Below are 23,360 nucleotides of genomic sequence, written 5' to 3' on the forward strand. Positions count from 1 at the left end.
GCATTAGGTCGGCCCAATGTTGGCGAAATGTGACGAAGATCGCAACCTTTAAAGCGTAACCGGGTTATTCACCCCAGGTGGCGGCGAGCGCGTTCAGCCAGTTGCGCCAGGTCAGCTTCTCCAGCAGCCGGTTATCGAACCCGGCCTGCGCCAGCGCTTGCGTCAGGCGCGGAAGGCCTGCGGCGTCCTCCAACGGTTGCGGTACGTTGACTCCGTCAAAATCAGAGCCAAATCCCACGCGATCTTCACCAAGTTTAGCGATCAAATACTCAACGTGTTTAACAATTTCTGTTAAGCCGGTCGTTGCACTGTCACGTTTACCGTCCACCCGCAGGAAGGCGGTGCCGAAATTGACGCCGACCATCCCGCCGCTCTGGGCGATGGCGTCCAGCTGCGCGTCGGTCAGGTTGCGCGGCTGCGGGCAGAGGGCGTGGGCGTTTGAGTGGGTGGCGACCAGGGGCGCGCGGCTCAGCGCGGCGGTTTGCCAGAAGGCTTTCTCGTTCATGTGCGAAACGTCGATCATGATGCGTCGCTGGTTGCAGGCGCGGATCAGCGCCTCGCCGGCCGGCGTCAGGCCGGGGCCGGTATCGGGCGAGCCGGGGAACGGCCCGCTGACGCCGGTGCCGAAGGCGTTAGGCAGATTCCAGAATGGCCCGATGCTGCGCACGCCCAGCCGGTAGAAGGCCTCCAACTGCGTCAGCTCCGCATCGATCATGCCGGCACCTTCGATATGCAGCACCGCGGCGATTTGCCGGTTGAGGCGGCACTGCTCTATCTCGGCGGCGGTGCGGCAGATGCGCAGCCGCCCCTGAGAAGCCTGCTCCAACTGCTGCAGGATGGCGATTTGCCGTTCGGCGATCGCCAGCGGATCGAAGGCGGCCTGCGCCTCGTCCTGCGTTTGATTACGCATCTGGGCGATATAGCCGACCGGAGGAATAAATACCGCGAACAGCCCGCCGCAGAATCCGCCGCGCTGCATGCGGGAGAAATCGATGTGGCCCGGCGTGACGCGGGAATAAAAGGCGGCGACCGGATCGTCGTCATGCTGCAGCCACAGATTGAGCAGCAGGTCGTTATGGCCGTCGAAGACCGGCCAGAGAGGGGGAAGCGTCATGGGCGTTTCACTGCGTCAGGCATCGTGAACGCTATGTTCTCCCATCGAGCGAGGGGGAACAACCCTCGCTCGATGGGGATTTTAAAGCCGAATTGTCAATTCGACGTCATCCGCGAACGGCGTGGAGAGATAGCCCGTCGCCGGATCGCGCACCCGCGCCAGGTAATCCGGGCTGTCATCGGCGTTGTCCGCGACGATCAGCGCACCGGGCCGCAGACGGCTCTCAAGCAGGTCGAGAATATCGGGATAAAGTCCCTTGGCGCCGTCGAGCAGCAGCAGGTCGACCGTGGCCGGCAGATCGCCGCGCAGCGTTTCCAGGGCGTCGCCGACGCGGATCTCTACCAGGTCGATGACGCCGCCTTCGGTCAGGTTGTCGCGCGCCCGCGCCGCTTTGCTCGGTTCAAACTCGCAGGTAATCAATCGGCCGCCGCCGTTATCGCGCAGTGCGGCGGCCAGGTGCAGGGTCGAAATACCGAACGACGTGCCGAATTCGACGATGCTTTGCGCCCGGCAACCCCGCGCCAACATGTAGAGCAAGGCCCCGGTCGCCGGCGACACGGCCAGCGGGAAATCCTTCAGGCGGTGGTAGAGTTCGCGGTACTCGGTTTTGCTCTGCATCAGCCGGCTTTGCTCTGCGTCCGGCACGTCGCGGAACAGGGCGGCAAGCGCCGGCGACCGGCGGGATGCCTGTTGGAACAGGCGGTTTAGCAGCGGCGCTAAGGGGGCAGTGGTCAGGGTACTCATGGCAAATTTCCTGTCGTAAATGGAGCGCGTTAGCGCATGCCGTTATAATATGACGAACTATTCGCATTCCTCTATTCGCATTGGCCGCCCGCTATGACTGAACGCCGCAGTAAGCAAATTTCCTCGAGAAAACAACCGCAACAGGCGCGCTCCGCCGAACTGGTGTCCGCTATTCTGACCGCCGCTATTCAGGTTTTGGCGCAGGAGGGGGCGGCGCGTTTCACCACCGCCAGGGTGGCCGAGCGTGCCGGCGTCAGCGTCGGGTCGCTTTATCAGTATTTCCCCAATAAGGCGGCGATCCTGTTTCGTTTGCAGAGCGACGAATGGCGGCAGACCACGGATATGCTGGGCCGTATTTTGGCCGACCGCGAGAAAACGCCGTTCGCGCGCTTGCGATTGTTGGTGCAGGCGTTTATCCGTTCGGAATGTGAAGAGGCGCAGATGCGCGTAGCGTTGAATGATGCGGCGCCGCTTTACCGCGATGCGCCGGAGGCACAGGCGGTAAAGGCAGCCGGCAAGGATATCGTGCAGGTTTTCATGTGCGAAGCGTTGCCTGATGTTCCGCAGGTCACTCGCCGGTTGGCGGGCGATCTGATCGTCGGCACGTTGGGGGCGGCGGGCAAGCAATTCTCCGAAACGCCGCGAACTGATCCCGAGATCGCGGCTTATGCCGATGCGATGGCGGACATGTTCTGCGCTTATCTGGCCGATTTAAACGGACATCAGAGGCCGTAAACGCTTTTTAGGTGACATTGTCACTCGACGGGGGCTGCGCCTGCCGACGACAAACCGACAGCACCAACTGCCGCAGCCAGCGGTGATCCGCCTCGGCGTCCAGGCGCGGATGCCACATCTGCGAGACGGTGATGGGCGGCGTTTTTACCGGCAGCTCGAAGACGCGCAGCGGGCCATCGGCAGGTTGAGCCTGCACGAAAGAGGCGGGAAGCAACGCCAACAGGTTCGAGGCCTGCGCCACCGCCAGCGCGGCGGGAAAGCTCGGCACCACGGCGGCGATATGGCGTGCCAGCCCCAGCTCCGCCAGCGCGGCGTCTACCGGCCCGAGGATGCGCCCGCTGCGCGAGGCCACCACGTGGCCGCAGGCGGCGTAGTCGGCGACGTCAATCTCCGGCTGTTGCGCCAGCGGGTGTGCGGTTCTCATCACGCCAACGAAGCGATCGCGGAACAGCGCCTGCAGGCGGATTTCCGGGCCCATGTCACCCAACACGCCGATCTCCAGATCGACCAGACCTTCACGCAGGGGGCGGTCGCTTTTCTCCGGCTTGGGCGCAAAGCGCAACCGCACCCGCGGCGCCTGTTCGGCGGCGGCGATCAGCGCCGGGCCGAAGGCCTCGACGAAGCCGTCATTGGCGCGCAGCGTGAAGGTACGATCCAGCGCGGCGGGATCCAATGCTCCCTGCGCCGGACGCAACACAGCGCGGGCTTCGAACGCCGCGTGCCGCGCCCGCTCGCGCAGCGTTTCGGCATAGGGCGTCAGCACCATATGACGGCCGGCGCGCACCAGCAGGGGATCGCCGGTGGCCGCGCGCAGTCGGCTGAGGGTACGGCTCATCGCCGAGGGGCTTAAACCGAGACGGCGCGCCGCGCCGGCAACGCTGCCCGCCGTCAGCAGCGCGTCGAGCGCGATCAGCAGGTTGAAATCAGGGTCTGTCATGCGTGCGCATCCTGTCGTGCTGAATAGGGGGAAGGCGTTCGATGCAGTTTGTGCGTACGAATGCTGCATCAGTCGCCATGCATTATGCCTGAGCCTGTTTTCGGGGGGCCATGACTTACCGCTAAAAAACCGGAGGGGGACTGGCCCGTTTGCCGTCTGAACATGGCGATAAACGCGGAAGGATCGTGATACCCCAGGGTAGAGGCGACATATTTGACGGCTCTCCCTTCCTGCAACAGCGTCATCGCCATGAGGGTTTTGCTTCTCAGCTTCCATTCATTGAAAGAGATGCCGGTGGCGGCGAGAAATCGCCGCGAGAGCGTACGCTCGCTCAAGCCCAGCATGCCCGACCATTGCGCCAACGTGTTGAAATCGTGCGGCGCGGCGCTCATCTTTTCGGTCATGATCTTGATCACGTCGTCGCTGCCGAGCGGCAGGTAGCTGTCAAAACGCTCCGACAGCGCCAGCTGCTCAAGCAATGCGGTCACCAACGTCTGGTCCTGAGGCGTGTGCGGATAGCCAATGCGCCTTTCTGAAAAATCGGCCAGCACCGCTTTGACGATCTTATTCAGCCGCAGGGTTTGCGGTTTGCTCGGTAAGGATTGGCATAGCGGGGGGCTGACATGAAGAATGACATAGTCAATTGCACTCTTTGCTACGGATTCATGTTCGGTATTAACGGGGAGCCAAATGGCATATTCCGGTGTGGATAAATAAATATTGTCCTCAATATTTATTTCCGCCAACCCTTTCATGGAATACATCAGTTTGCCCCATGGCAACGCCTGTAAAGGGAATTGCGTTCCTGCCGGCCAGGATTTATTTCTGAACCAAATCGATATTGGGATTTCCCCGGTCAATTCTGACGGTTTCATGACGCCTTCCTGTCCGTTCATGGCTGCGTCTTCCTATTATAACAATAAGTTGTCTGATAATCGGCATTTCTATTCTATGGGGAAAGCTTACTCTGGGCAGGTCATTCCCCTGGATAAAGGTAACAATATGTACGGTAAAATCATTGATCTTTCGGTGCCGCTGATGAGCGGGATCGCTTCCGATCCGGAGCGGTTTCTGCCGGAAATCGAGTATGTTGACAACAAGCGCGGAGCGTTGCAGCTGGCGGAGTCATTTCCCGGCCTGGATCCCCTGGCGCTGCCGCGTCAGGAGGGCTGGGCGGTGGAATTTGTCCGCATGAGCACCCATGCGGGGACGCATATGGACGCCCCTTATCACTACCATTCGCATATGGACGACGGTTCGGCGTCAAAAACCATTGATGAAATACCGTTGGAATGGTGTATCGGCCCTGGCGTCAAATTGGATTTTCGCCATTTTCCAGACGGTTATGTGGTCACTGCACATGATATTGAGCGTGAATTAGCGAGGATTGATCATCCGCTCGCCGTCGGCGATATTGTTCTGGTCAATACGGCGGCCGGTGGGCGCTACGGCAGTGAAGATTTTATTCATCGCGGTTGCGGCATGGGCCGTGAGGCGACGCTGTATCTTACTGAACGCGGCGTCAGAGTGGTTGGCACCGATGCCTGGAGCTGGGATGCGCCATTCAGCCATACGCGCACCAAATTTGAACAAAGCGGCGATATTTCGCTTATTTGGGAAGGGCACTATGCCGGCAGTAAATATCCTTATTGCCAGATTGAAAAACTGTGCAATCTTGAATTGCTCCCCCCCTGCGGATTCAACGTGATCAGTCTGCCGGTCAAAGTTTATAAGGCATCCGCCGGCTGGGCTCGGCCGGTTGCAATTATCGATGAACGCGCGGGGGAATAAACGATGGCCAGAATAAAACTGCCGGCAGTGAGTGAATTAACGGTTGAGCAACAGCAACAATATGCCCGTTTTCCCGCCAATCTTACGCTGGGTCTGTTGAAAACCAGCCGTTCGGCGCAGGGATATCTGTCGCTGGGCGCTTCTTTTCCGGCCGGGCGACTGTGTGATAAAGATCGGGAAATGATCATATTAAGGGTTGGCGCGTTAAGCCACAGCGCTTATGAGCGTATGCAACACTATCCGTTGGCGATCCTTGCGGGGTGGCGCGATGACGACATCGAGAAAATAGAGCAGGGTGTGGGCATCGACGCCAGAGGGGCGGCCATCTTGCATTTTGTCGATGAATGCGTGCAGCAGGTGAAGGTTTCTGCCGACACGTTTAACGCGGTCAGGCGCTATTATGATGAGGTTCAACTGGCTGAACTGTCATTAATTATTGGGCACTACATGATGACGGCGCGCTTTTTGGAAACGCTGGAAATCGATCTGGACCTACAAGCGACATCCTGGGAAAACATGTCAACGGATTGAGTACGCGCTGAGCGCGATAAAAAAGCCGATAACCTGGGGCTATCGGCTTTTAATGCGCAGTGGCGGAGGGTTACGCCGGCAACTGCTGCGCGGTTTTCTCGACCAACGCCAGCAACAGCTTGATGTCTTCCAGCGTCACGATCGGGTTCAGCAGCGTCATCTTCAGGCAGGTTACGCCATCGAACTCGGTTACGCCGACGTTGGCGCGGCCCGATTCCAGCAAGGCGTCACCGATACGCTGGTTGAACAGCGCGACGGCCGCGTCGCCATTCGCCGCCAGCTGCGCCGGACGGTAGCGGAACAGCACGCTGGCCAGCTGCGGCTGCATCACCAGTTCCAGTGCTTCCTGATCGGCGATGTAACGCGCCACCTGTTGCGCCAGCGTGACGCCATGATCGATGATCTCGGCGTATTGCTTCTGCCCCAGCGCTTCCAGCCCCATCCACAGCTTCAACGCATCGAAGCGGCGGGTGGTCTGCAGCGATTTGGACACCAGGTTCGGCACGCCTTGCGCTTCGTCGAACTCGGAGTTCAGGTAGGCCGCCTGATAACGCATCAGCTCGTAGTGGCGCTCGTCTTTCAGCAGGAAGGCGCCGCAGCTGATGGTCTGGAAGAACTGCTTATGGAAGTCCAGGGTGATGGAGTCCACCAGCTCCAGGCCGTCCAGGTAGTCGCGGTACTGCTCGGAAAGCAGCAGCGCGCCGCCCCAGGCCGCATCCACGTGCACCCAAATCTGCTGCTCCGCCGCCAGCCGTGCGATATCGCGCAACGGGTCGATCGCGCCGGCGTCGGTGGTGCCGGCGGTGGCGACAATCGCCATCACCTGCTCGCCGTTGGCCTTGGCCTGCGCCAGTTTTTCCGCCAGATCGTTCACGTCCATGCGGGCGAAGCGATCGGTTTTCACCAGGGTGACGGACTGATAGCCGAGGCCCATCAGCGCCATGTTCTTCTGCACCGAGAAGTGGGCGTTTTCAGAACAGAACACTTTCAGCTTGCGCAGATCGCCCACCAGACCGTCCTGCTGCACGGAGTGGCCCTGACGCGCGAAGAACGCGTCGCGCGCCAGCATCAGCCCCATCAGGTTGCTCTGGGTGCCGCCGCTGGTGAATACCCCGGCGTCGCCGGACGGGTAACCGACCTGGGCGCGCAGCCACTCAATCAATTTCATTTCGATCAGCGTGGCCGACGGGCTCTGATCCCAGGAGTCCATGCTTTGGTTGGTGGCGTTGATCAGCACTTCGGCGGCCTGGCTAATCACCAGGCTCGGGCAGTGCAGGTGCGCCACGCATTGCGGGTGGTGCACCGACAGACTGTCTTTCAAAAAATACTCGATGGCGCGCTCGATCGCCGCCTGGTTGCCCAGGCCTTGCGGGGTGAAGTCGAGCTTGATGCGCTCGCGCAGTTCGGCAACGCTTTTGCCCTGATACATCTCGGGCTGTTGCAGCCACTGCACGACGGCTTCACTGCTCTGCGCGATCGCCTGGCGGTAAGCCTCGGCGCTGTGCGCCGAGGAAGCCAGAATCGGGTTTAACTTGGACATCGCGGTCATTCGCTCCAATCAGACTGGCTTGACGCCGGCGGCCAGCAGCGCCTGCTCAAATTTATCCAGGAAAATACCCAGCTCATCATTGGTGATCAGCAGGGAAGGCAGCAGGCGCAGCACGCAGCCGTTGCGCCCGCCGCGCTCCAGGATCAGACCGGATTCGAAGCATTTCTTCTGCAGCAGCGCGGACAGCTCGCCATCGGCCGGGTAGCAGCCCATATGATCCTGCGCTTCGTTCGGCTTGACGATCTCGATGCCGATCATCAGGCCCAGACCGCGGACGTGACCGATCACCGGATAACGTTTCTGCAGCTCGGCCAGCTTGCCTTTCAGCCACTCGCCCTGAGCGGCCACTTTGTCGGCGACCTTATGCTCTTTCAGGTACTGCAGGGTGGTCAGGCCGGTGGCCATCGCCAGCTGGTTGCCGCGGAAGGTGCCGGTGTGGTGGCCCGGTTCCCAGGCGTCGAACTCTTTTTTGATGCCCAGCACCGCGAGCGGCAAGCCGCCGCCGACCGCTTTCGACATCACGATGATGTCTGGCTCGATGCCCGCGTGTTCGAAGGCGAACAGCTTGCCCGTACGGGCGAAACCGGCCTGAACTTCGTCGATGATCAGCAGAATGCCGTGTTCCTGGGTCACTTTGCGGATGCGCTGCAGCCACTCGGCCGGCGCCGGGTTAACCCCGCCTTCGCCCTGAACGGCTTCCAGGATCACCGCAGCCGGTTTACGCACGCCGCTTTCCACGTCGTTGATCAGGTTGTCGAAGTAGTAGGTCAGCGCCTTGACGCCGGCTTCGCCGCCGATGCCCAGCGGGCAGCGGTATTCATGCGGGTAAGGCATGAACTGCACTTCCGGCATCATGCCGTTGATCGCCGCCTTCGGCGACAGGTTGCCGGTGACCGACAGCGCGCCGTGGGTCATGCCGTGATAACCGCCGGAGAAGCTGATCACGCCGGAACGGCCGGTGTGCTTTTTCGCCAGCTTCAGCGCGGCTTCCACCGCATCGGCGCCGGACGGACCGCAGAACTGCAGGCAATACTCTTTGCCTTCGCCAGGCAACAGAGAGAGCAGGTAATCGGAGAAACGATCTTTCAACGGGGTCGTGAGATCGAGAGTATGTAACGGCAAGCCGCTGGTAATGACATTTTGGATGCTTTGCAGGACGTCGGGGTGATTATGTCCAAGAGCCAACGTTCCCGCCCCGGCCAGGCAATCAAGATATTGATTATTCTCAACATCAGTGATCCAAACGCCCTGGGCTTTCGCAATTGCCAACGGCAGTTTGCGCGGATAACTCCTAACATTCGACTCAAATTCGGCTTGACGCGCCAAATAGGTTTCATTGTTTCCGTTTAATGAGTTTGCAACTAAAGTATCAATACGGACTTTATCCGTCATCATATCTCTCCTACAACCGAAGGTCTCAACACGCAACGATTGAATTAATGAATTAGAAAAGTAACTGCCTTGTGAAAAGCGCGACCAATATATGGCTTTTTCGCCTGGGACTCAATAGCCGATTTTGTTTTGAATTGTTTAGTTTTTTCTTAGGCTCATCAATATGTTGTTGATTTGTTGACCGTTGGTTTTGCCGGCAAAAAACAACATTTCCTTAACATTGCGTAAAAATCCCTTTCTGCTTTCCTTTGTCCGCTTCTTTAATGCATTTATTATTAAGGTGAATTTCCGATTAATAACATAAATAGAAAATAGCGGCTTATTTTCATCTATTCACCACCTTAAGTCCTATAGCGGTTATATACACAAAATTTGTGATGAATATAAGTCATCGAGCGTTAAAAGCGCGGTATCCAGAGTGGTGATTTCTTGCAGATTTTACGTAGCGCGATCGAAAAAGCGGAATTTTTGTGCGGCGCCGGCGAGTCGGCCGGCGCCGTGGTCATTAACGTTGCCGTAACCAGACGTGATAGCGGCGCAGAGTGCGGCGGGTGCGCCATCTATCGATGAGCAGCGACCACAGTGGGGAGTAACGCACGTTGCGCGTCCGATCGCGGCTCAGGGCGTGCATGCGGCGCTTGATCAGCGCCATGCGGGCGAGCAGCGTCAGCGTTTTGTCGCGCCATTTTACCGGAGCGGGCAGTGCATGAGGGGCTTCGCCGGTTTGCCAGCGGTGCGGCAGATCGGGAATTTCCGCCATGGCGGTGGCGATGCCGACTACCGCGACGCCGCTGTTCAGCACCTGTTGCGCCACCGTCGGGCGGGTGATGCCGCCGGTGGTCATCACCGGCATGCGGGCTACTGCGGCGAGATCGCGGGCGAAGGTCAGAAAATAGGCTTCGCGCGCCAGGGTGCTGTCGTCCGCCGCTTCCCCCTGCATCGCTGGGCTTTCATAACTCCCGCCCGACAACTCCACCAGATCGACCGGCAGTTCGTTGAGCATCAACAATACCTGTCGGGCCTCGTCCGGCGAAAAGCCGCCGCGCTGAAAATCGGCGGAGTTCAGTTTGACCGCCACGCAAAAGCCTGGCGAGACACGCTGGCGCACCGCGCTCACCACCTCCAGCAGCAGGCGGGCGCGATTCGCCAGCTCGCCCCCCCAACGATCGCTGCGCTGGTTGGACAACGGCGACAAGAACTGGGAGATGAGGTAGCCGTGCGCCGCATGGATCTGCACGCCGGTAAACCCGGCCTGTTCGGCGGCGTGCGCGCTGGCGGCGAAGCGGGCGATCACCTCGGCAATCTGCGCTTCGCTCATGGCCTGCGGCGGGGCAAACTGCTTGCTGTACTTGCCCATCGCCATTGGGATGGCGGAGGGCGCCCAGGCGTTGCCGCCCATATTGGCCATCACCTGACGACCCGGGTGGCTGAGCTGCATCCATACCTGCGCGCCTGCCTGGCGCGCGGCCTTGGCCCACGTTTCAAACGGGGCGAGCGGCGTATCCTGTTCCAGCACCACGCCGCCGGGGCCGGTCATGGCGCGGCCGTCGATCATCACGTTGCCGGTGATGATAAGGCCGGCGCCGCCGATACCCCAGTGGCGATACAGACGCCATAGCGCGGGGCCGGGCAGTTGGCCTTCATCGGCCAGATTTTCTTCCAACGCGGCCTTGGCCAGACGGTTGGGTAAGCGGCTGCCGTTGGGCAGAATCAGCGGGGTAAACATCGGGTACGTTCCTGTCGCAGGGTGAATGGCGCTATACTAAGTTTAAAGTTAACTTTAAGGTCAATAGGGCATGAAAATCGGAGAGTTGGCGGAGCGCGCCGGCATGGCCGCCTCGGCGATACGTTACTACGAACAGCAGGGTCTGCTGCCCAAAGCGGTGCGCGGCGTTAACGGATATCGGGTGTATAGCGAAAGCGCGCTGGAGCGGCTGCACCTGATCCAAATCGGCCAGAACCTGGGATTTTCGCTGCAGGCGATCCGCGGGGTATTGGCGCTGCAGGGCAGCGATTATGAGGATGGGTTGATACAGGGCGTCGACAGCCGGCTGGCGGAAATCGAGCGGATGATGGCGACGCTGAACGAGCAGCGTGAGACGTTGATGGCGACGCGGCGTATTCTGTTGGAATCCGGCGTGGCGGGATTATGCCGCGCAAAAAATGAAAAACAGGCCGGTGCGTGGCCGGCCTGCAAAGATTAACGGCGTTTAAAGGCGGCGCGCCCGGCATATACCGCCGCGGTGCCCAATTGCTCCTCAATGCGCATCAGCTGATTGTATTTTTCGATGCGCTCGCCGCGGCACGGCGCGCCGGTTTTCAAATGGCCGGCTCGCATCGCAACCGTCATATCGGCGATAAAGCTGTCGACGGTTTCGCCGCTGCGGTGCGAGATAAAGGCGCCCCAGCCGTTTGCCTGGCAAAGTTGCACGGCGGCGAAAGTTTCGCTCAGCGTGCCGATCTGGTTCAATTTGATCAGCGCCGCATTGGCCAACCGTTCATCAATCCCGCGCTGGATGTATTTCACGTTGGTGACGAACAGATCGTCACCGACCAGTTCCACTTGATCGCCCAAGGTGTCGCTGAGAATGCGCCAGCCGGCCCAATCGTCCTCGGCCAAACCGTCTTCAATCAGCACGATGGGAAAATCCTGCACCAGCCGCTGGTAATAGGCCGTCATCTGTTCGGCATCCAGTTCAGCGTTTTCGCTGCGCAGGCGGTATTTGCCGTTGGCATAGAATTCACTTGAGGCCGGGTCCATACAAATGGCGATATCGTCTCCCGGTTGATAACCGGCTTTCTCTATCGCCTGCACGATCAGCTCCAGCGGTTGCCGGTTCGAGGCAACCGCCGGCGCGAAACCGCCTTCGTCGCCGACGCCGACCGACAGGCCTTGTTCCAACAGGATTTGGCGCAGCGCCTGATAGACTTCACTGCCCCAGCGCACGGCCTCGCGCAGCGACGGCGCGCCCAGCGGGGCTATCATAAACTCCTGAAAGTCCGCCCCTTGCCAACGGGCGTGCACGCCGCCGTTGATGATATTCATGCAGGGCACCGGCAGCAGGTTGGCGCCGATGCCGCCCAGATAACGATACAGCGGCAGTTGCGACAATTGCGCCGCGAGGCGGGCGGCGGCCAGAGAAACGCCGAGCAGGGCGTTGGCCCCCAATCGGCTCTTGTTCTCGCTGCCGTCCAGCGCGATCAGCCGGCGGTCAATCTCCTCTTGTTGGCGCACATCCACCCCGCGCAGCGCCTCATTGATCGCCGTTTTGACGCTGTGCACCGCCTCCAGTACGCCTTTACCGCCGTAACGGTGCGGATCGCCGTCGCGGTGTTCCACCGCCTCGCGTGAACCGGTGCTGGCGCCGGAGGGAACCGAAGCCCGTGCCACGACGCCCGCCGCAGTCATTTCAACTTCGACGGTCGGGTTGCCGCGCGAATCCAGGATCTCTCTGGCGGTTACGCTTTCAATCTCATAGCTCATGGGTAGTCACCTCATTCTAGGGAGTAGGCACATGCTTTATCAGCACGTCGATCGACAAATGGTTAATGAACTCGAAGCCGAAGGAGGCAAAGACGCCGAACGGACGGTTCTGATGGCCGAGCAGCAACAGATCGACCCCTTTGCGGGCAATCAGGGCTTCGACGTCTTTGAAGCGATGGATGCTGACAATTGCGCGCACCTCCAGGGGGATTGAGCAGTCTTCCACCAGACGGCTGAGCATGGCTTTGGCGGCGATCACCTCGCTGGACTGGCGATCTTTGGTCAGCGAATCGCTGAGGTAGTCCAGCTCGGCATAGTCGGCGCTGATGTGCGCCACGGTAATGCGCGTATTCATCTGCTGATTGAGGCGTTCGGCATGACGCAACAGCAGCCGGCCGTCGCGTTCATCCTGCACCAGCAGTAAAGCATGTTGGTAGAGCGGCATGACTTATCTCCCTGCGTTAGCGATCTGGCGGGTTAACCACGGTAAAACCTCTTTTTTCCGGCTCGTCATGCCGGGCAGCGACACCTGACGAATGTCGAGCACCCGGTTCGGCGAGAAATACAGGGTGGAGCGACGGCAGGTGATATCGGTGACCAATAGCGCGGCCATCGCCAGCCCGGCTTCCTGCTTCGCGTGTTCAAGCGCTTGTTGCAGCGCGGGCAACAGCGGATCGATGTCGCTCATGGCCCGCACTTCTATCTGCGACAGCAGCAGCGAGACGCTATGGATGCGATAATTCTTGGCGTCGCGCTGCAGCAACTGCGCGGCGGATTGCCCCGAAAGATCGGTTTTGGCGGCCAGCAGCCCGGCGGTGAAGGCGTCATAGTCAACGTGAGAAATTGCGCGCAACCGCGAGACCGCCAGCCGATCCTGTTCGGTGGTGGTCGGCGCGCTCAGCGCGACGGTATCGCTCAAAATCGCGCCCAGCAGCAGCGTGGCCTGGGCGGAAGAAAGCGGCATCGGCCTTTCCGCCGCCAGGATCTGCAGGATCACGGTGGCGCAACAGCCGACGGCGCGAACCCAGACATCGGGCGGGTTGCGGGTGATTAACGTGCCCAGCCGGTGATGGTCGATAACGCCGACCACATCGCTGTCGGGCAATGAGGCCGGCCCTTGTTCGACGTCGGTAAAATCGACCAGCCAGACTTTACGGTCACGGAGATCGTCTTTCAGCAGCGGAGGCGCTTGTACGCCGGCGGCGGCCAGTATGTAGCGGGTTTCCGGCGTCAGTTCGCCAAGGCGGAAAGCGACGGCCGGTTTGCCGAGGTGATTGAGCCAGTCCGCGACCACCAGCGCGCTGCAGATGCTGTCGCTGTCGGGATTCTTATGGCCGAAAACGTACAGCGGCATTTCCCGCACGGTGAGATCAGGCTGGGGCGGAAAAGGGGTAAAACGTGAGATTTCATTCATAGCGACTCCTGACATACCTGCCTAAAAAATAAAGCGAAGTTGTATATCAGGCGTCATCATCCGGTTCGAGCGAACGCGGCGGTTGGGAAAGGTGGAACACCATCACCTTGTGAACGACTGTAGCGCAGCGCGGTGGCAAACGCAACGCCCGGCAAAGCTGGCGAGAATGCGCAATCGGATTGATACTGAGTGAGTCTATGATGGACAAGGATATTTGCCGCCAACCGACGAAAACGCTGAACGGACTCACGCCGGCTATGCCGGGGCCGTCGGTGACACATTGGGAGACAACATGCTCGAACCCTGCTTCCCCGAAAACGAAGCTGAACGCCTGTCGGTATTGAATTCGCTGAACGTGCTGGATTCAAACTCGGTGGAGAAACTGGATCGCATCACGCGGCTGGCGGCGAAATACTTCGGCGTGACCATCGCGCTGGTGTCATTGATCGACCGGGATCGCCAATGGTTTTTATCGCGTTACGGCCTGGATGCCCGGGAAACGCCGCGCAATATCTCATTTTGCGGCCATGCTATCTTGCAACGCGAAGCGCTGGTGGTGCCCGATACCGCCAACGATCCGCGCTTTTTTGATAATCCGCTGGTGATTGGCGGACCGCGGATCGGTTTCTACGTTGGGCAACCGCTGCTGTCGCTCGACGGGTTGCCGCTCGGCACCCTGTGCATTATCGACAGCCAGCCGCAGCCGTTTTCCCCGGAACAACTGGCCGACCTGCACGACTTCGCCGCCGTGGTGGAGGAGTATTTGCAGAGCATTGAACGCCACGTCTATACCGAAAACCTGAAGTCCAATCTGCAACGCTCGGAAGCCCTGTTCGAACAGACCTTCGCCCAGGCGGCGGTAGGGATGGCGCTGGTGTCGCTGCAGGGGTATTGGTTGCGGGTCAATCCGCGCATCTGCGAAATGTTGCGCTATTCCGAGCGCGAGCTGATGGATCGCACCTTTCAGGACATTACCTATCCGCTCGATCTCAACACCGATCTGGAAAAACTGCAGCAACTGCTGAGAAACGAGATCAGCACTTATTCGCTGGAGAAACGTTATTTCCGCGCCGACGGCTCGATCGTCTGGGTGCAGCTGACGGTGGCGTTAAACCGGCTGCCTAACGGCAAACCGGATCATTTCATCTCGGTTATCGTCGATATCAGCGAGCGCAAGGCGGCGGAGGCCGATCTGTTCGCTCTGCAACACGAGCTGGAACAACGCGTCGAAATCCGCACGCGGGAGCTGAACGTGGTCGTCAAGAAACTCAACGAAGAGATTGAAACCCGGGTGCTCGCCGAATATCAGCTCAGCGCGGAGAAGGAACGCCTGCGCGCCATTACCGACAATATGCCGGCGTTGATCAGCCAGATCGACGGCAATGAACGCTACCTGTTCGCCAACAGCGCCTACAAAACCTGGTTTGGCCTGGAAGAAAGCTGCCTCAGAGGAATGACGGTGCGCGATTTTATGGGGGAGAACGTTTATCAGATAGCGAAACCGATGATAGACAGGGCCCTGGCGGGGGAAATGGTGAGCTTTGAAAATGAGCTCCAGACCCAAAAGGGACTGCTGATGATCCACACCACGCTGGTGCCGTGCGAAACGCAGGGGTTTTACATTCTGTCCATGGACATTACCGAGTTGAAGCGGCTGCAGCAGCGGCTGGAATATGACGCAACCCATGACATGCTGACCGGATTGACCAATCGACGCGCGTTTCTACGCCGGTTGTCGGGCACGCTGCAGGCCTGTTGCCATCAGCGGCAGATGGCGCTGTTGTTTATCGATCTCGACGGGTTCAAAACCCTTAACGACAGCTATGGTCATGACTTCGGCGACGCGATCCTGAAGACATTCGCCACATTGCTCAGCGCCTGCGCAGGCGAGCACCACAGCGTCTCGCGCCTGGCCGGTGACGAGTTCACGGTGATCCTGTGGCCGTTGACGGATCCGCGGCGCGAGGTCAGCGAATTTTGCGAAAACGTGTTGGCGCAACTGGCCAAAATTACGCAGATCGGGCCGCAGAAGGTACGGCTTTCCGCCAGCATCGGCGCGGCCATTTCTCCACGCGGCGATGTGACGGAGGAGATGCTGTTGACCCGCGCCGACGGCGCGATGTATCAGGCGAAATCGGCCGGAAAGGGCACTTATGCCATCTGCGAGCTGTGAGCGTGCAACGGTGGCGGTCTCAGGGTAAGCTGTTTTTTCTTTTCCTGTGAGCAGAACTCCGGATTTATTGCATGGCGTCCAATCATCAACATACAGACTGGCTCGAACTGCGGCGCGATGACGAAACGGGTATTGAGAGCGTCAACGCCCACTTTCAGGGGCATGCCTACGATCCTCACGATCATGATGAAATGCTGGTGGGCGTCACGCAGCAGGGCTTGCAGCGTTTCAATTGCCACCGCTCGCTGCACACCAGCCGGCCGGGGCGCGCCATGCTGATCGAGCCGGGCGCGGTGCACGATGGCCATGCGCCGCAGGCCGAAGGGTTTACCTATGCGATGCTTTATCTGCCGCAGCGCTGGGTCTCCGACGCGATGCAGCGCCGCGGATTGGGGGACGCTTCAGTGCTGGAAGGCGCCTTCCACAGCACGTTGACCGACGATCCGATGCTGGCGACCGCGATACAACAGGCTTTTTTTGCGTTGCATCAGAGAGAAGGCCGGCTGGCGCGCGATCAAAGCCTGGACCAACTGCTGACGCTTTTGGCGCGGCATATACGCGTCAGGCCAACGTCCCAACGCGATGACGCTTTGATTGAGATGAATCGTTTACGGGACTACTTGCACGAACACATGGCGGATAATCCCAGTCTGGAGGAACTTGCGCTTCAGTGCGGTCTGGATCGTTTCCGTCTGACTCGCCAATTCACCCGCGCTTTCGGCCAGTCGCCGCATGCTTACCTGATCCGGCTGAGGCTGCGTGCCGCGCGACTGTTACTGGCGCAGGGGGAAGAGCCGGCGCAGGTCGCCATGCAGGTAGGCTTTGCCGACCAGAGTCATTTGGGCCGCTGGTTCCGGCGCGCCTACCGTTTATCGCCGGCGGCCTATCAGCGGCAGTGCACAAACGTTCTATACCGCTGACTCGCTCATCGCCGATGATGCGCTTTTAAGAGCACAACGGAGTAGAGCGAAACATGTTTGATACCAAGATAGCGTTTATCGTGCGCGACGATCTGCAAACCTGGCAGCGGCTGAACGTGGTGGCCTTTCTGGCGACGGGCATCGCTGCCGCCGCCCCGGAAATCATCGGCGAATGTTACGTGGATGCGCAAGGCAGACGCTACGGCGGCATTTCCGGGCAGCCGATGCTGATTTTCGCCGCGGATCTGCCGGGCCTGCAAAATGCGCATCGCAAAGGGCTGGAACGGGAATTGACGCTGATCCCCTATGTGCACGCCATGTTCTCGACCGGGCACGATGCAGCCAACCGGCAGGTTTTTCTCGCCGAAGACGCGGACAACCTGGATTTGGTCGGCCTGGCGCTGCGCGGGCCGAAGAAAGCGGTGGATAAGGCGATAAAAGGCCTGACGCTGCACGCCTGAGAAATACCGTTAGCGCGGTGCGCTTTTGCGGCGGGATCCAATACGGCGCTTACGCCTGGAACGTCTGCAGCCAGGTGGCGAACTTTCTCACGACCTCATCGTCCCGATCGCGCAGCAGCAGGGAATAAACGCCGGTTCGAATCGTCAACGCCGGGAAGGGCGACACCAGCCGGCCGGACGACAGATGTTTGGCGCAGAACAGGTAAGGCACGACGGCCAGTCCCAGGCCGTCTTCGGCCGCCTGAATGGCGGCGAAGGTATGGTCGAGCGTCAGCGGCGGCGGCGAGGCGTCCAGCGCCGTCGGATAGGTATTCAACCAGCTGCGCCATAAATCTTCCCGGGCGCGGATGCGAATGGCTGTATGCCCGGCCAGATTGTCTGGCGCACTGATCGGCATGGTGCGCAAATAGCTCTGGCTGCAGACCAGCAGGCTGTCTTCCTGCAAAAAAGGGATCGCCTTCAGCCCTGAGAAGTGCGCGGGGTCGCGCCTGATCGCCAGATCAAACGGCATATTGCGATCGACGGCCCCAGTGGCGGTGGTGATATCAACCGCGACCTCCGGATGAATCTCGTTGAACGCCGCCAGTTTCGGCATCAGCCAGTGCATGGTGAACGTCGGCAGGCTGTGCACCACCAGCCGTTGCCGACCGGCGATCGCTTTCAGCGCGCTTTCCGCGGCATACAGTTCGCTTATCACCCGAGATGCGGTGCGGGAAAAATTCTCGCCGGCCTGCGTCAGCCGCACGGATTTGTGTCCGCGATAAAACAGCGTGACCCCCAGCTGTGCTTCGAGACTGCGAATATGGCGGCTGACCGCGCCGGTGGTGAGAAACAGCTCATCCGCAGCGGCGCTGAAGCTGCCGAGACGGGCGGCGGCTTCGAAAGCGGACAGGTGCGGCAGGGAGTGGATTTTTTTCATAGGTTGAGTCTAGCTCAACCAAATGAGGGAGGAAAGATCGTTTGTCAGCCGTTGATTTTACTCACTATGATGAGGCATCTCCTTCTGATCGCTGAGTTTATGATGCGGATCTTTTGGCTATCGGTCATGTGTGTTAATGGCGTTATCCTCACCCTGCGGTTGGCAGGGAGGCGGCGCTGAAATGCGAGCTTTCTTTTTGCTTTGCGTGAGCCGGGCTGGCCTCTGCCTGGGCACCATGATGTTTGCCGGCGCGCTGCCGACCATCAGAAGCGAGTGGCAGCTCGACGCCGCCTCCGCCGGTACGGTGCAGACGGTGTTCAGCCTGACCAACGCCCTGGCGTTGCTGGTGGCTTCCTGGTGGTGTGATTCGCTGGGCGCGCGTCGCGTGTATCTGCTGTTTTCCTGGCTGGGCGCCGGTGCGCTGATGCTGTTCGCCGTGTTTGCCCATTCGTATATCGGTGCGCTGGTGTTGATGGCCTTCGTCGGCCTGACGCAGGGCGGCGCCTATACGCCGGCGCTGCTGTTAGCGATGGGGATGAACGGCCCGGCCCGACGCGGTTACGCCATCGGCATGATCCTGGCGGCCAGTTCGTTGGGGTATTTTCTGTCGGTTTTCATCGCCGGTTGGAGCGCCATGCGCTGGGGCGCCGGCGTGGCGTTTTCCCTGTGCGCCGCCGGTGCGTTACTGGGGGCGCTGGCGGGTTCGTTGGCCCTGGTCGGTTATCAGGAACCGCAACCGCGCACGCTGGGAAGGAAGACGAAACGAGAAAGCTATGCTATCACCTATGCGACCCTGCTGTTGCTGATCGGGTATATCGCTCACAGCTGGGAACTGCTCGGTAACTGGGCCTGGGCGCCCAGCCTGGTCAGCGAGGCGTTGAGCGGTTTCTCTCTGGATCCGCTCAGCGCAGGATTGATCGTCGCGGCGGTGATCCACCTGGCCGGCATGATCGCCACGCTGATTGTCGGCACCGTTTCCGACTATTTCAATCGTGCATCGGTGTTGATGTTTATGGGCGCCGCGGGCGCGTTGGGATCGCTGCTGATGGGGTGGTCGGCGAACTGGGGGCCAGGCTGGACGCTGCTGTTCGTCAGCATCGGCAGTTTCTTTATTCTCGGCGACTCCGGCGTGCTGTCGGCGGCGATGGCGGACAACGTGCCGCCGCAACAGCTCGGTAGCGTGATGGGCTGGCGATCGTTGCTGGGGTTCGGCATCGGTTCGTTCGCCCCGTTATCCTTTGGCGTCGTGATGGATACCACCCAGAGCTGGGGCTCGTCTTATGCCGTGTTGGCCTGCGGCGGCGGGGTAGCCTGCCTGGCGGCAGGGTTGCTTTGGCGACAACACGTGAAATGAGGTTCGGACATCATTAAATGAATGGAACATCATCACGCATGGTCATCGTGGGCGCCGGGATTGTCGGCGCATCGATCGCCTATCATCTCGCGCGCCAAGGGCAGCACGTTATCGTCGTTGAGCAGGCGCATCCCGCGGCGGGAGCCACAGGCCGCTCGTTCGGCTGGATCAGCGAAGGCGTGCTTGAGGGCGCTCCCGACGCGTTTCTGCGGCGCGAGATCGTGGCTGACTGGATACGCCTGGCGCAGGAGATCTCGGATCTCTGGGTGAATTGGTCCGGCGCGCTCAGCTATGGCCAGGCGCCGGCGACGCAAAACCCCGATAATCGGCTTTTGCCCTCCGCCGAGGTGACAGTGCTGGAACCGGGGCTCAGGCAGCCCGATAGCCAAGCGTATTTTGCGGCGCGTGACGGCGCCGTCGATCCGCAAGACGTGACACAGCGGTTGCTCGAATGCGTTCGCTCCTGGGGCGGGGAGTTGCTCCTGGGGCGAACCGTCAGCGGATTTTTGCGTGAAGACGGGCAGATCATCGGCATCGTTACCGAGGAAGGCGCGATTGCCGCCGATCGGGTGGTGCTCGCCTGCGGTACGGGGATCTCGGCGCTGCTGGACGGCAGCGGATTCTCGCTGCCGATCGAGGCGTCACCGGCCATTTTGTTACGCTATCACGCGGCGGCGCAGGTGGTGAACACGCTGATTGCGGGCGACGACATCGAAGTGCGTCATGCGCAAAATGGCGATCTGCTGGCGGCGGAGGATTATCCTGCGCACGGCGATGAAAACCGCGTGGAGGGCGAAGCGCAATCGGCGATTGAAGGGCGCCTGTCAGGCACGGCGCCCTTGCAACTGCAGGCGTGTGCGGTGGGGATGCGCCCCCGGCCGCGCGACGGTTATCCCATCGTCGGGCCGCTGGGCGCCACCTGCCTCTATGTGGCGGTGATGCATCCGGCCGTGATGTGCGCACCGACGCTTGGCCGGCTGATCGGCGACGAGCTGCTGCATGGCGTTAACCCCGCCATTCCGCACGCTTATCGCCCGGCGCGATTTATTAATGATGGGGTGTGAAGGGGGGAGATCATCGCGATCTCCGGCAGACGGCGCATTGGTCTCGTCGTTCAGGTTTTCCGACTACGGATCAGCACCGTAATGCGCTCAACCGTGCAGCGGTTTTTTGCGCCGTCGGCGAGGCTCTTATATATTTAGTAGCATGCCTGAGGCAGGTTAGGCATGAAACGGCGGCCGATCGGGCCGCTGCAAGTACGACAGTTAATCCGTTCGCCAAGAGGCTGCGAGCCTGTGCTTTCGGTAGGGACAGCCGCCAATCGTTTTTACGGCGACCGAAGGCGGAGCAGCTACTCACCGGTCACGAGGACACTTACCATGCATAAGAGAACACTGGCGTCACTGCATTACGAAAACATGCCTTACGATGGGGTACACTTTCACATTTTGAAACGGGAGACGCCTGGCCATACGGCGTTGCTGAAGCTGGATGCGGGCAGCCGACAACCGGCGCGTTTTCACCCGGGCTGGGTGAAACTGATGGTGCTGAGCGGTGAACTGAAGGTTGACGATCAGACGTTGCAACCCCATGAGATGTTGATCATTCCTGCCAATACCGCTTATACGGTACAGGCCATCACGGAAGTGATTTGTCTGGCGATTTCCGAGCTGGACGGCGCCGAGTTGGCCCGTTGATGAGATAACCACGTTGGATGGAGGAGAGCCTAGGCGCTCTCCCTATCCCTTCAGCATTAAGCTGCCCCCCAGGCCGAGCTACCTGCTGATTGATGCGTACACCTCCTGATTTATGCCACCGCGCTTTCCCTCTCCATCACTTTCGGCCGCGTCGCCCCCGCAACGAGCCGCCATCGCGCAGCGCATGCGCAACGTCATCGCCTCCGTTTTACGCAGAACGATGAAATTTTGGTGTAAATAGTGAGTTTCTTCGCATAAGGCCCCTGGTGTGGCTTGCGAGAACGTCACTATATGGAGGATCATGCGGTCCCTCTATCAAATAAAAGACATTCGCGTTATCAAAAGGGACAAACGATCATGGGATTCGAAGTCGACAACGCCGAAACGAAACGCATCGACCTCAGCAGCCACGAAAATTCCTCGTTCGAGGTGACGGGGCTGGTGAAACACTATCCGGCGGGCTTCGTCATTCCTTACCACTCGCATAAACGCTGTCATTTGCTCTATTCGCAACAGGGCATTATGGCGGTCGAGGCGAGCAGCGGGCGCTGGATCGTGCCGCCCACCACCGCGGTTTGGTTGCGGCCGGGGGTAGAACATCAGATCGTCATGCAGAGCAACATCTGCGTTTACGGGATTTTGGTCGATGAAATCACCGCCGCGCGTTTGCCGCTGCGCGACGGCGTATTACAGGTTTCACCGCTGTTGCGAGAACTGATCGCCCAGTTGGCGACGCTGGCGCCTGAAGGGGCGGAGACCAAACGCAATGCGCTGCTGAGAGCGTTGTTCCTGGAGGAACTGAGCCTGCAGCCGCAGCTGGCGCTGCATCTGCCTTGGCCGGCAGAGGCGAGAATGGCCGAAATTTGCCGGCAGTTGGTCATCACACCGGCCGACGAACGCGGTATTGAGGCCTGGGCCGATTCACTGTCGATCAGCGTAAAGACCTTTCAACGCCATTTCAGTCAACAAACCGGCATCACCTTCGGCCAGTGGAAACAACGTCTGCGGCTGCTGTCGTCCATTCCGCTGCTGCTGGCCGGCAACTCGATCATCCACGCCGCCTTCGAAAGCGGTTACGAGAGTCACAGCGCCTATTCGGTGGCGTTCAAAAAACTGTTTGGCGTTTCGCCTTCGCGCTTTACGCTATAGCCTTATGGCAGTAGCCGCTTGGAGATCGTTGTTGCTTGCACTCAAGTGAGCATCGACTGCTGAGCGAAGATACCCGCCATCGCGCCTTGCCATGTCGCCGTGGTGACTGAGGGGATGCCGGCGTTGGCAAGGTCACCGGCGGCATAGATGCCTGGCATACTGGTTTCGTGGCGCTCATCGGTCTTAAGGACGATGCCGGTTGGCGTATTGAGCGTGGCGAGGCCCAGTGCGTCATGAAGGCGTGTGGACGGCCTGGTAAGCGGATGTGCGAAGAGAATATCGACTGCGACATCGGTGCCGGTATCGATCTTGATGGTGGCAATCTGGCTCCCGTGACGTGCGATTTCGGCGATCCGGCCATCAACGAGAGGGACCTGGCGGGCCGCCAGTTCGGTCCGTATGTCGGGAGAGATGTCGTGTCCATTGCTGAAGACAGTCAACCTGTCGGTCCAGTCGTGAAACAGCCTGACCTGATTCATCGACTGCGCTCCAGACCAGACGAGGCCCCAATGCTGGTCAGCAACTTCGAAGCCATCGCAATAGGGGCATGGGATGACGGATGTGCCCCAGCCTTCAGCAAAGCCAGGAATGTCAGGCATCTGGTCAACAACGCCATAGCTCAGGATCAGGCGGCGCGCACGTAGGGTTTCACTATCGCCAGTGAGGGCGGAGAAATTGTCGATAGTACCGGAGATGCTGTCCGCGCGGGCATTAACCATCTTGATGGCAGGGTAGCGCGCGAGTTGCTGCCGCGCCGCGGCCAGGATGTCGGACGGTGGTTTGTCATCGTGGCCGAGCACACCGTGTGAACGGCTAGCGAAGCGGTTGCGCTGAAGGCCGGTATCGAGAACGGTGACCGTGCGACGGGCACGGCCAAGCTGCAGGGCTGCGGCGAGACCGGCAAAGCTGCCGCCGATGATGATGACGTCATTATTCATGGTGAGATGTTCCGTTTTGTTGATTCAGTGGAGTGCCCGGGGTCGCTGTATCATCCGG

23 protein-coding genes and 1 riboswitch are annotated in these 23,360 nt (G+C 59.9%); of the genes, 11 read left to right on the top strand and 12 right to left on the bottom strand.

Annotated elements, in window-relative coordinates; genetic code table 11:
- Positions 1-64 precede the first annotated feature (64 nt).
- Both J0F90_RS12015 and J0F90_RS12020 read right to left on the bottom strand, forming a co-directional pair.
- Positions 65-1,114 (bottom strand): dipeptidase, encoded by a 1,050-nt coding sequence (locus J0F90_RS12015; protein WP_033640346.1) that lies wholly within the window; start codon positions 1,112-1,114, stop codon positions 65-67.
- 81 nt (positions 1,115-1,195) lie between these two features.
- Entirely contained in the window at positions 1,196-1,858 is a 663-nt protein-coding gene (locus J0F90_RS12020) for an O-methyltransferase (protein ID WP_033640344.1), read from the bottom strand.
- 93 nt (positions 1,859-1,951) lie between these two features.
- Between J0F90_RS12020 and J0F90_RS12025 the strand changes: the two genes are divergently transcribed.
- Positions 1,952-2,593 carry a TetR/AcrR family transcriptional regulator gene (locus tag J0F90_RS12025; RefSeq protein WP_033640343.1) on the top strand — a complete coding sequence of 214 codons (642 nt, stop codon included), beginning with the start codon at positions 1,952-1,954 and terminating at the stop codon, positions 2,591-2,593.
- Positions 2,594-2,600: 7 nt separating this feature from the next.
- Here the strand turns inward: J0F90_RS12025 and J0F90_RS12030 are convergent, their stop codons facing one another.
- Positions 2,601-3,530: a LysR family transcriptional regulator gene (locus J0F90_RS12030; RefSeq protein WP_033640342.1), complete on the bottom strand. Its 930-nt coding sequence runs from the start codon at positions 3,528-3,530 to the stop codon at positions 2,601-2,603.
- Positions 3,531-3,598: 68 nt separating this feature from the next.
- Positions 3,599-4,405: a helix-turn-helix domain-containing protein gene (locus J0F90_RS12035; RefSeq protein ID WP_227944604.1), complete on the bottom strand. Its 807-nt coding sequence runs from the start codon at positions 4,403-4,405 to the stop codon at positions 3,599-3,601.
- A 127-nt stretch (positions 4,406-4,532) separates the two neighbouring features.
- On the opposite strand from J0F90_RS12035, the gene J0F90_RS12040 reads away from it, so the two are divergent.
- Both J0F90_RS12040 and J0F90_RS12045 read left to right on the top strand, forming a co-directional pair.
- Positions 4,533-5,321 carry a cyclase family protein gene (locus tag J0F90_RS12040; RefSeq protein ID WP_033640340.1) on the top strand — a complete coding sequence of 263 codons (789 nt, stop codon included), beginning with the start codon at positions 4,533-4,535 and terminating at the stop codon, positions 5,319-5,321.
- Between the two features lie 3 nt (positions 5,322-5,324).
- The gene (locus J0F90_RS12045; RefSeq protein WP_033640338.1) at positions 5,325-5,852 is read left to right on the top strand and encodes a carboxymuconolactone decarboxylase family protein; all 528 of its coding nucleotides are present in this window, start codon (positions 5,325-5,327) and stop codon (positions 5,850-5,852) included.
- 70 nt (positions 5,853-5,922) lie between these two features.
- Here J0F90_RS12045 and J0F90_RS12050 read toward each other — a convergent pair whose 3' ends face one another.
- The 3 genes from J0F90_RS12050 to J0F90_RS12060 form a co-directional block, all read right to left on the bottom strand.
- Entirely contained in the window at positions 5,923-7,392 is a 1,470-nt protein-coding gene (locus tag J0F90_RS12050; protein WP_033641419.1) for a pyridoxal phosphate-dependent decarboxylase family protein, read from the bottom strand.
- Between the two features lie 18 nt (positions 7,393-7,410).
- A complete protein-coding gene (locus J0F90_RS12055; protein WP_004937838.1) occupies positions 7,411-8,793 on the bottom strand; it encodes a diaminobutyrate--2-oxoglutarate transaminase in 1,383 nt (460 codons plus the stop codon).
- 505 nt (positions 8,794-9,298) lie between these two features.
- Positions 9,299-10,519, bottom strand: coding sequence for an NADH:flavin oxidoreductase/NADH oxidase family protein (locus J0F90_RS12060; RefSeq protein ID WP_033640337.1), 1,221 nt, complete (start codon positions 10,517-10,519; stop codon positions 9,299-9,301).
- A gap of 70 nt (positions 10,520-10,589) precedes the next feature.
- On the opposite strand from J0F90_RS12060, the gene J0F90_RS12065 reads away from it, so the two are divergent.
- Positions 10,590-10,997, top strand: a complete 408-nt coding sequence (locus tag J0F90_RS12065) for a MerR family transcriptional regulator (protein ID WP_033640336.1) — start codon at positions 10,590-10,592, stop codon at positions 10,995-10,997.
- Here the strand turns inward: J0F90_RS12065 and eno are convergent.
- The 3 genes from eno to J0F90_RS12080 are packed head-to-tail and all read right to left on the bottom strand — an operon-like array spanning position 10,994 to position 13,691.
- Entirely contained in the window at positions 10,994-12,277 is a 1,284-nt protein-coding gene (gene eno / locus J0F90_RS12070; protein WP_033640335.1) for a phosphopyruvate hydratase, read from the bottom strand. The two genes, J0F90_RS12065 and eno, sit on opposite strands and share 4 nt — an antisense overlap.
- Positions 12,278-12,293: 16 nt before the next feature.
- The gene (locus J0F90_RS12075) at positions 12,294-12,722 is read right to left on the bottom strand and encodes an adenine nucleotide alpha hydrolase family protein (RefSeq protein ID WP_033640334.1); all 429 of its coding nucleotides are present in this window, start codon (positions 12,720-12,722) and stop codon (positions 12,294-12,296) included.
- 3 nt (positions 12,723-12,725) lie between these two features.
- Positions 12,726-13,691 carry a DHHA2 domain-containing protein gene (locus J0F90_RS12080; protein ID WP_080286918.1) on the bottom strand — a complete coding sequence of 322 codons (966 nt, stop codon included), beginning with the start codon at positions 13,689-13,691 and terminating at the stop codon, positions 12,726-12,728.
- 40 nt (positions 13,692-13,731) lie between these two features.
- Positions 13,732-13,807, bottom strand: a riboswitch (Fluoride riboswitch).
- A gap of 176 nt (positions 13,808-13,983) precedes the next feature.
- On the opposite strand from J0F90_RS12080, the gene J0F90_RS12085 reads away from it, so the two are divergent.
- The 3 genes from J0F90_RS12085 to J0F90_RS12095 all read left to right on the top strand — a co-directional run bounded on the left by J0F90_RS12085 (position 13,984) and on the right by J0F90_RS12095 (position 17,245).
- Complete coding sequence (locus J0F90_RS12085; protein WP_033640333.1) at positions 13,984-15,864, top strand: diguanylate cyclase domain-containing protein; 1,881 nt, start codon at positions 13,984-13,986, stop codon at positions 15,862-15,864.
- 71 nt (positions 15,865-15,935) lie between these two features.
- Positions 15,936-16,784: an AraC family transcriptional regulator gene (locus J0F90_RS12090; RefSeq protein ID WP_033640332.1), complete on the top strand. Its 849-nt coding sequence runs from the start codon at positions 15,936-15,938 to the stop codon at positions 16,782-16,784.
- Positions 16,785-16,837: 53 nt separating this feature from the next.
- Positions 16,838-17,245 (top strand): DUF2000 family protein, encoded by a 408-nt coding sequence (locus J0F90_RS12095; RefSeq protein ID WP_016927731.1) that lies wholly within the window; start codon positions 16,838-16,840, stop codon positions 17,243-17,245.
- 49 nt (positions 17,246-17,294) lie between these two features.
- Here J0F90_RS12095 and J0F90_RS12100 read toward each other — a convergent pair whose 3' ends face one another.
- Positions 17,295-18,164, bottom strand: a complete 870-nt coding sequence (locus tag J0F90_RS12100) for a LysR substrate-binding domain-containing protein (protein WP_033640331.1) — start codon at positions 18,162-18,164, stop codon at positions 17,295-17,297.
- Positions 18,165-18,345: 181 nt separating this feature from the next.
- Here J0F90_RS12100 and J0F90_RS12105 point away from each other — a divergent pair, with 181 nt between their 5' ends.
- From J0F90_RS12105 to J0F90_RS12120, 4 genes are all read left to right on the top strand, one after another.
- Positions 18,346-19,518 (top strand): MFS transporter, encoded by a 1,173-nt coding sequence (locus J0F90_RS12105; RefSeq protein ID WP_227944603.1) that lies wholly within the window; start codon positions 18,346-18,348, stop codon positions 19,516-19,518.
- A gap of 17 nt (positions 19,519-19,535) precedes the next feature.
- The gene (locus tag J0F90_RS12110) at positions 19,536-20,582 is read left to right on the top strand and encodes an NAD(P)/FAD-dependent oxidoreductase (RefSeq protein ID WP_033640330.1); all 1,047 of its coding nucleotides are present in this window, start codon (positions 19,536-19,538) and stop codon (positions 20,580-20,582) included.
- A gap of 315 nt (positions 20,583-20,897) precedes the next feature.
- Complete coding sequence (locus tag J0F90_RS12115) at positions 20,898-21,215, top strand: cupin domain-containing protein (protein WP_015377878.1); 318 nt, start codon at positions 20,898-20,900, stop codon at positions 21,213-21,215.
- Positions 21,216-21,572: 357 nt separating this feature from the next.
- A complete protein-coding gene (locus J0F90_RS12120) occupies positions 21,573-22,364 on the top strand; it encodes an AraC family transcriptional regulator (RefSeq protein ID WP_033640329.1) in 792 nt (263 codons plus the stop codon).
- 41 nt (positions 22,365-22,405) lie between these two features.
- On the opposite strand, the gene J0F90_RS12125 is transcribed toward J0F90_RS12120, so the two are convergent.
- On the bottom strand, positions 22,406-23,302 hold the full coding sequence (locus J0F90_RS12125) for an NAD(P)/FAD-dependent oxidoreductase (protein ID WP_033640328.1): 897 nt from the start codon (positions 23,300-23,302) through the stop codon (positions 22,406-22,408).
- Positions 23,303-23,360: the final 58 nt, after the last annotated feature.

Origin of the sequence: Serratia marcescens subsp. marcescens ATCC 13880 (assembly GCF_017299535.1) — a bacterium.
Lineage (GTDB): Bacteria > Pseudomonadota > Gammaproteobacteria > Enterobacterales > Enterobacteriaceae > Serratia > Serratia marcescens.

Excerpts from the sequence above, each read along its gene's own strand:
- J0F90_RS12115 (WP_015377878.1), top strand. The coding sequence starts at position 20,898 with ATGCATAAGAGAACACTGGCGTCACTGCATTACGAAAACATGCCTTAC.
- J0F90_RS12085 (WP_033640333.1), top strand. The coding sequence starts at position 13,984 with ATGCTCGAACCCTGCTTCCCCGAAAACGAAGCTGAACGCCTGTCGGTA.
- J0F90_RS12030 (WP_033640342.1), bottom strand. The coding sequence starts at position 3,530 with ATGACAGACCCTGATTTCAACCTGCTGATCGCGCTCGACGCGCTGCTG.
- J0F90_RS12040 (WP_033640340.1), top strand. The coding sequence starts at position 4,533 with ATGTACGGTAAAATCATTGATCTTTCGGTGCCGCTGATGAGCGGGATC.
- eno (WP_033640335.1), bottom strand. The coding sequence starts at position 12,277 with ATGAGCTATGAGATTGAAAGCGTAACCGCCAGAGAGATCCTGGATTCG.
- J0F90_RS12045 (WP_033640338.1), top strand. The coding sequence starts at position 5,325 with ATGGCCAGAATAAAACTGCCGGCAGTGAGTGAATTAACGGTTGAGCAA.
- J0F90_RS12050 (WP_033641419.1), bottom strand. The coding sequence starts at position 7,392 with ATGTCCAAGTTAAACCCGATTCTGGCTTCCTCGGCGCACAGCGCCGAG.
- J0F90_RS12075 (WP_033640334.1), bottom strand. The coding sequence starts at position 12,722 with ATGCCGCTCTACCAACATGCTTTACTGCTGGTGCAGGATGAACGCGAC.
- J0F90_RS12020 (WP_033640344.1), bottom strand. The coding sequence starts at position 1,858 with ATGAGTACCCTGACCACTGCCCCCTTAGCGCCGCTGCTAAACCGCCTG.
- J0F90_RS12120 (WP_033640329.1), top strand. The coding sequence starts at position 21,573 with ATGGGATTCGAAGTCGACAACGCCGAAACGAAACGCATCGACCTCAGC.
- J0F90_RS12080 (WP_080286918.1), bottom strand. The coding sequence starts at position 13,691 with ATGAATGAAATCTCACGTTTTACCCCTTTTCCGCCCCAGCCTGATCTC.
- J0F90_RS12065 (WP_033640336.1), top strand. The coding sequence starts at position 10,590 with ATGAAAATCGGAGAGTTGGCGGAGCGCGCCGGCATGGCCGCCTCGGCG.
- J0F90_RS12025 (WP_033640343.1), top strand. The coding sequence starts at position 1,952 with ATGACTGAACGCCGCAGTAAGCAAATTTCCTCGAGAAAACAACCGCAA.
- J0F90_RS12090 (WP_033640332.1), top strand. The coding sequence starts at position 15,936 with ATGGCGTCCAATCATCAACATACAGACTGGCTCGAACTGCGGCGCGAT.
- J0F90_RS12105 (WP_227944603.1), top strand. The coding sequence starts at position 18,346 with ATGCGAGCTTTCTTTTTGCTTTGCGTGAGCCGGGCTGGCCTCTGCCTG.
- J0F90_RS12055 (WP_004937838.1), bottom strand. The coding sequence starts at position 8,793 with ATGACGGATAAAGTCCGTATTGATACTTTAGTTGCAAACTCATTAAAC.
- J0F90_RS12110 (WP_033640330.1), top strand. The coding sequence starts at position 19,536 with ATGAATGGAACATCATCACGCATGGTCATCGTGGGCGCCGGGATTGTC.
- J0F90_RS12060 (WP_033640337.1), bottom strand. The coding sequence starts at position 10,519 with ATGTTTACCCCGCTGATTCTGCCCAACGGCAGCCGCTTACCCAACCGT.
- J0F90_RS12100 (WP_033640331.1), bottom strand. The coding sequence starts at position 18,164 with ATGAAAAAAATCCACTCCCTGCCGCACCTGTCCGCTTTCGAAGCCGCC.
- J0F90_RS12095 (WP_016927731.1), top strand. The coding sequence starts at position 16,838 with ATGTTTGATACCAAGATAGCGTTTATCGTGCGCGACGATCTGCAAACC.
- J0F90_RS12015 (WP_033640346.1), bottom strand. The coding sequence starts at position 1,114 with ATGACGCTTCCCCCTCTCTGGCCGGTCTTCGACGGCCATAACGACCTG.
- J0F90_RS12035 (WP_227944604.1), bottom strand. The coding sequence starts at position 4,405 with ATGAAACCGTCAGAATTGACCGGGGAAATCCCAATATCGATTTGGTTC.
- J0F90_RS12125 (WP_033640328.1), bottom strand. The coding sequence starts at position 23,302 with ATGAATAATGACGTCATCATCATCGGCGGCAGCTTTGCCGGTCTCGCC.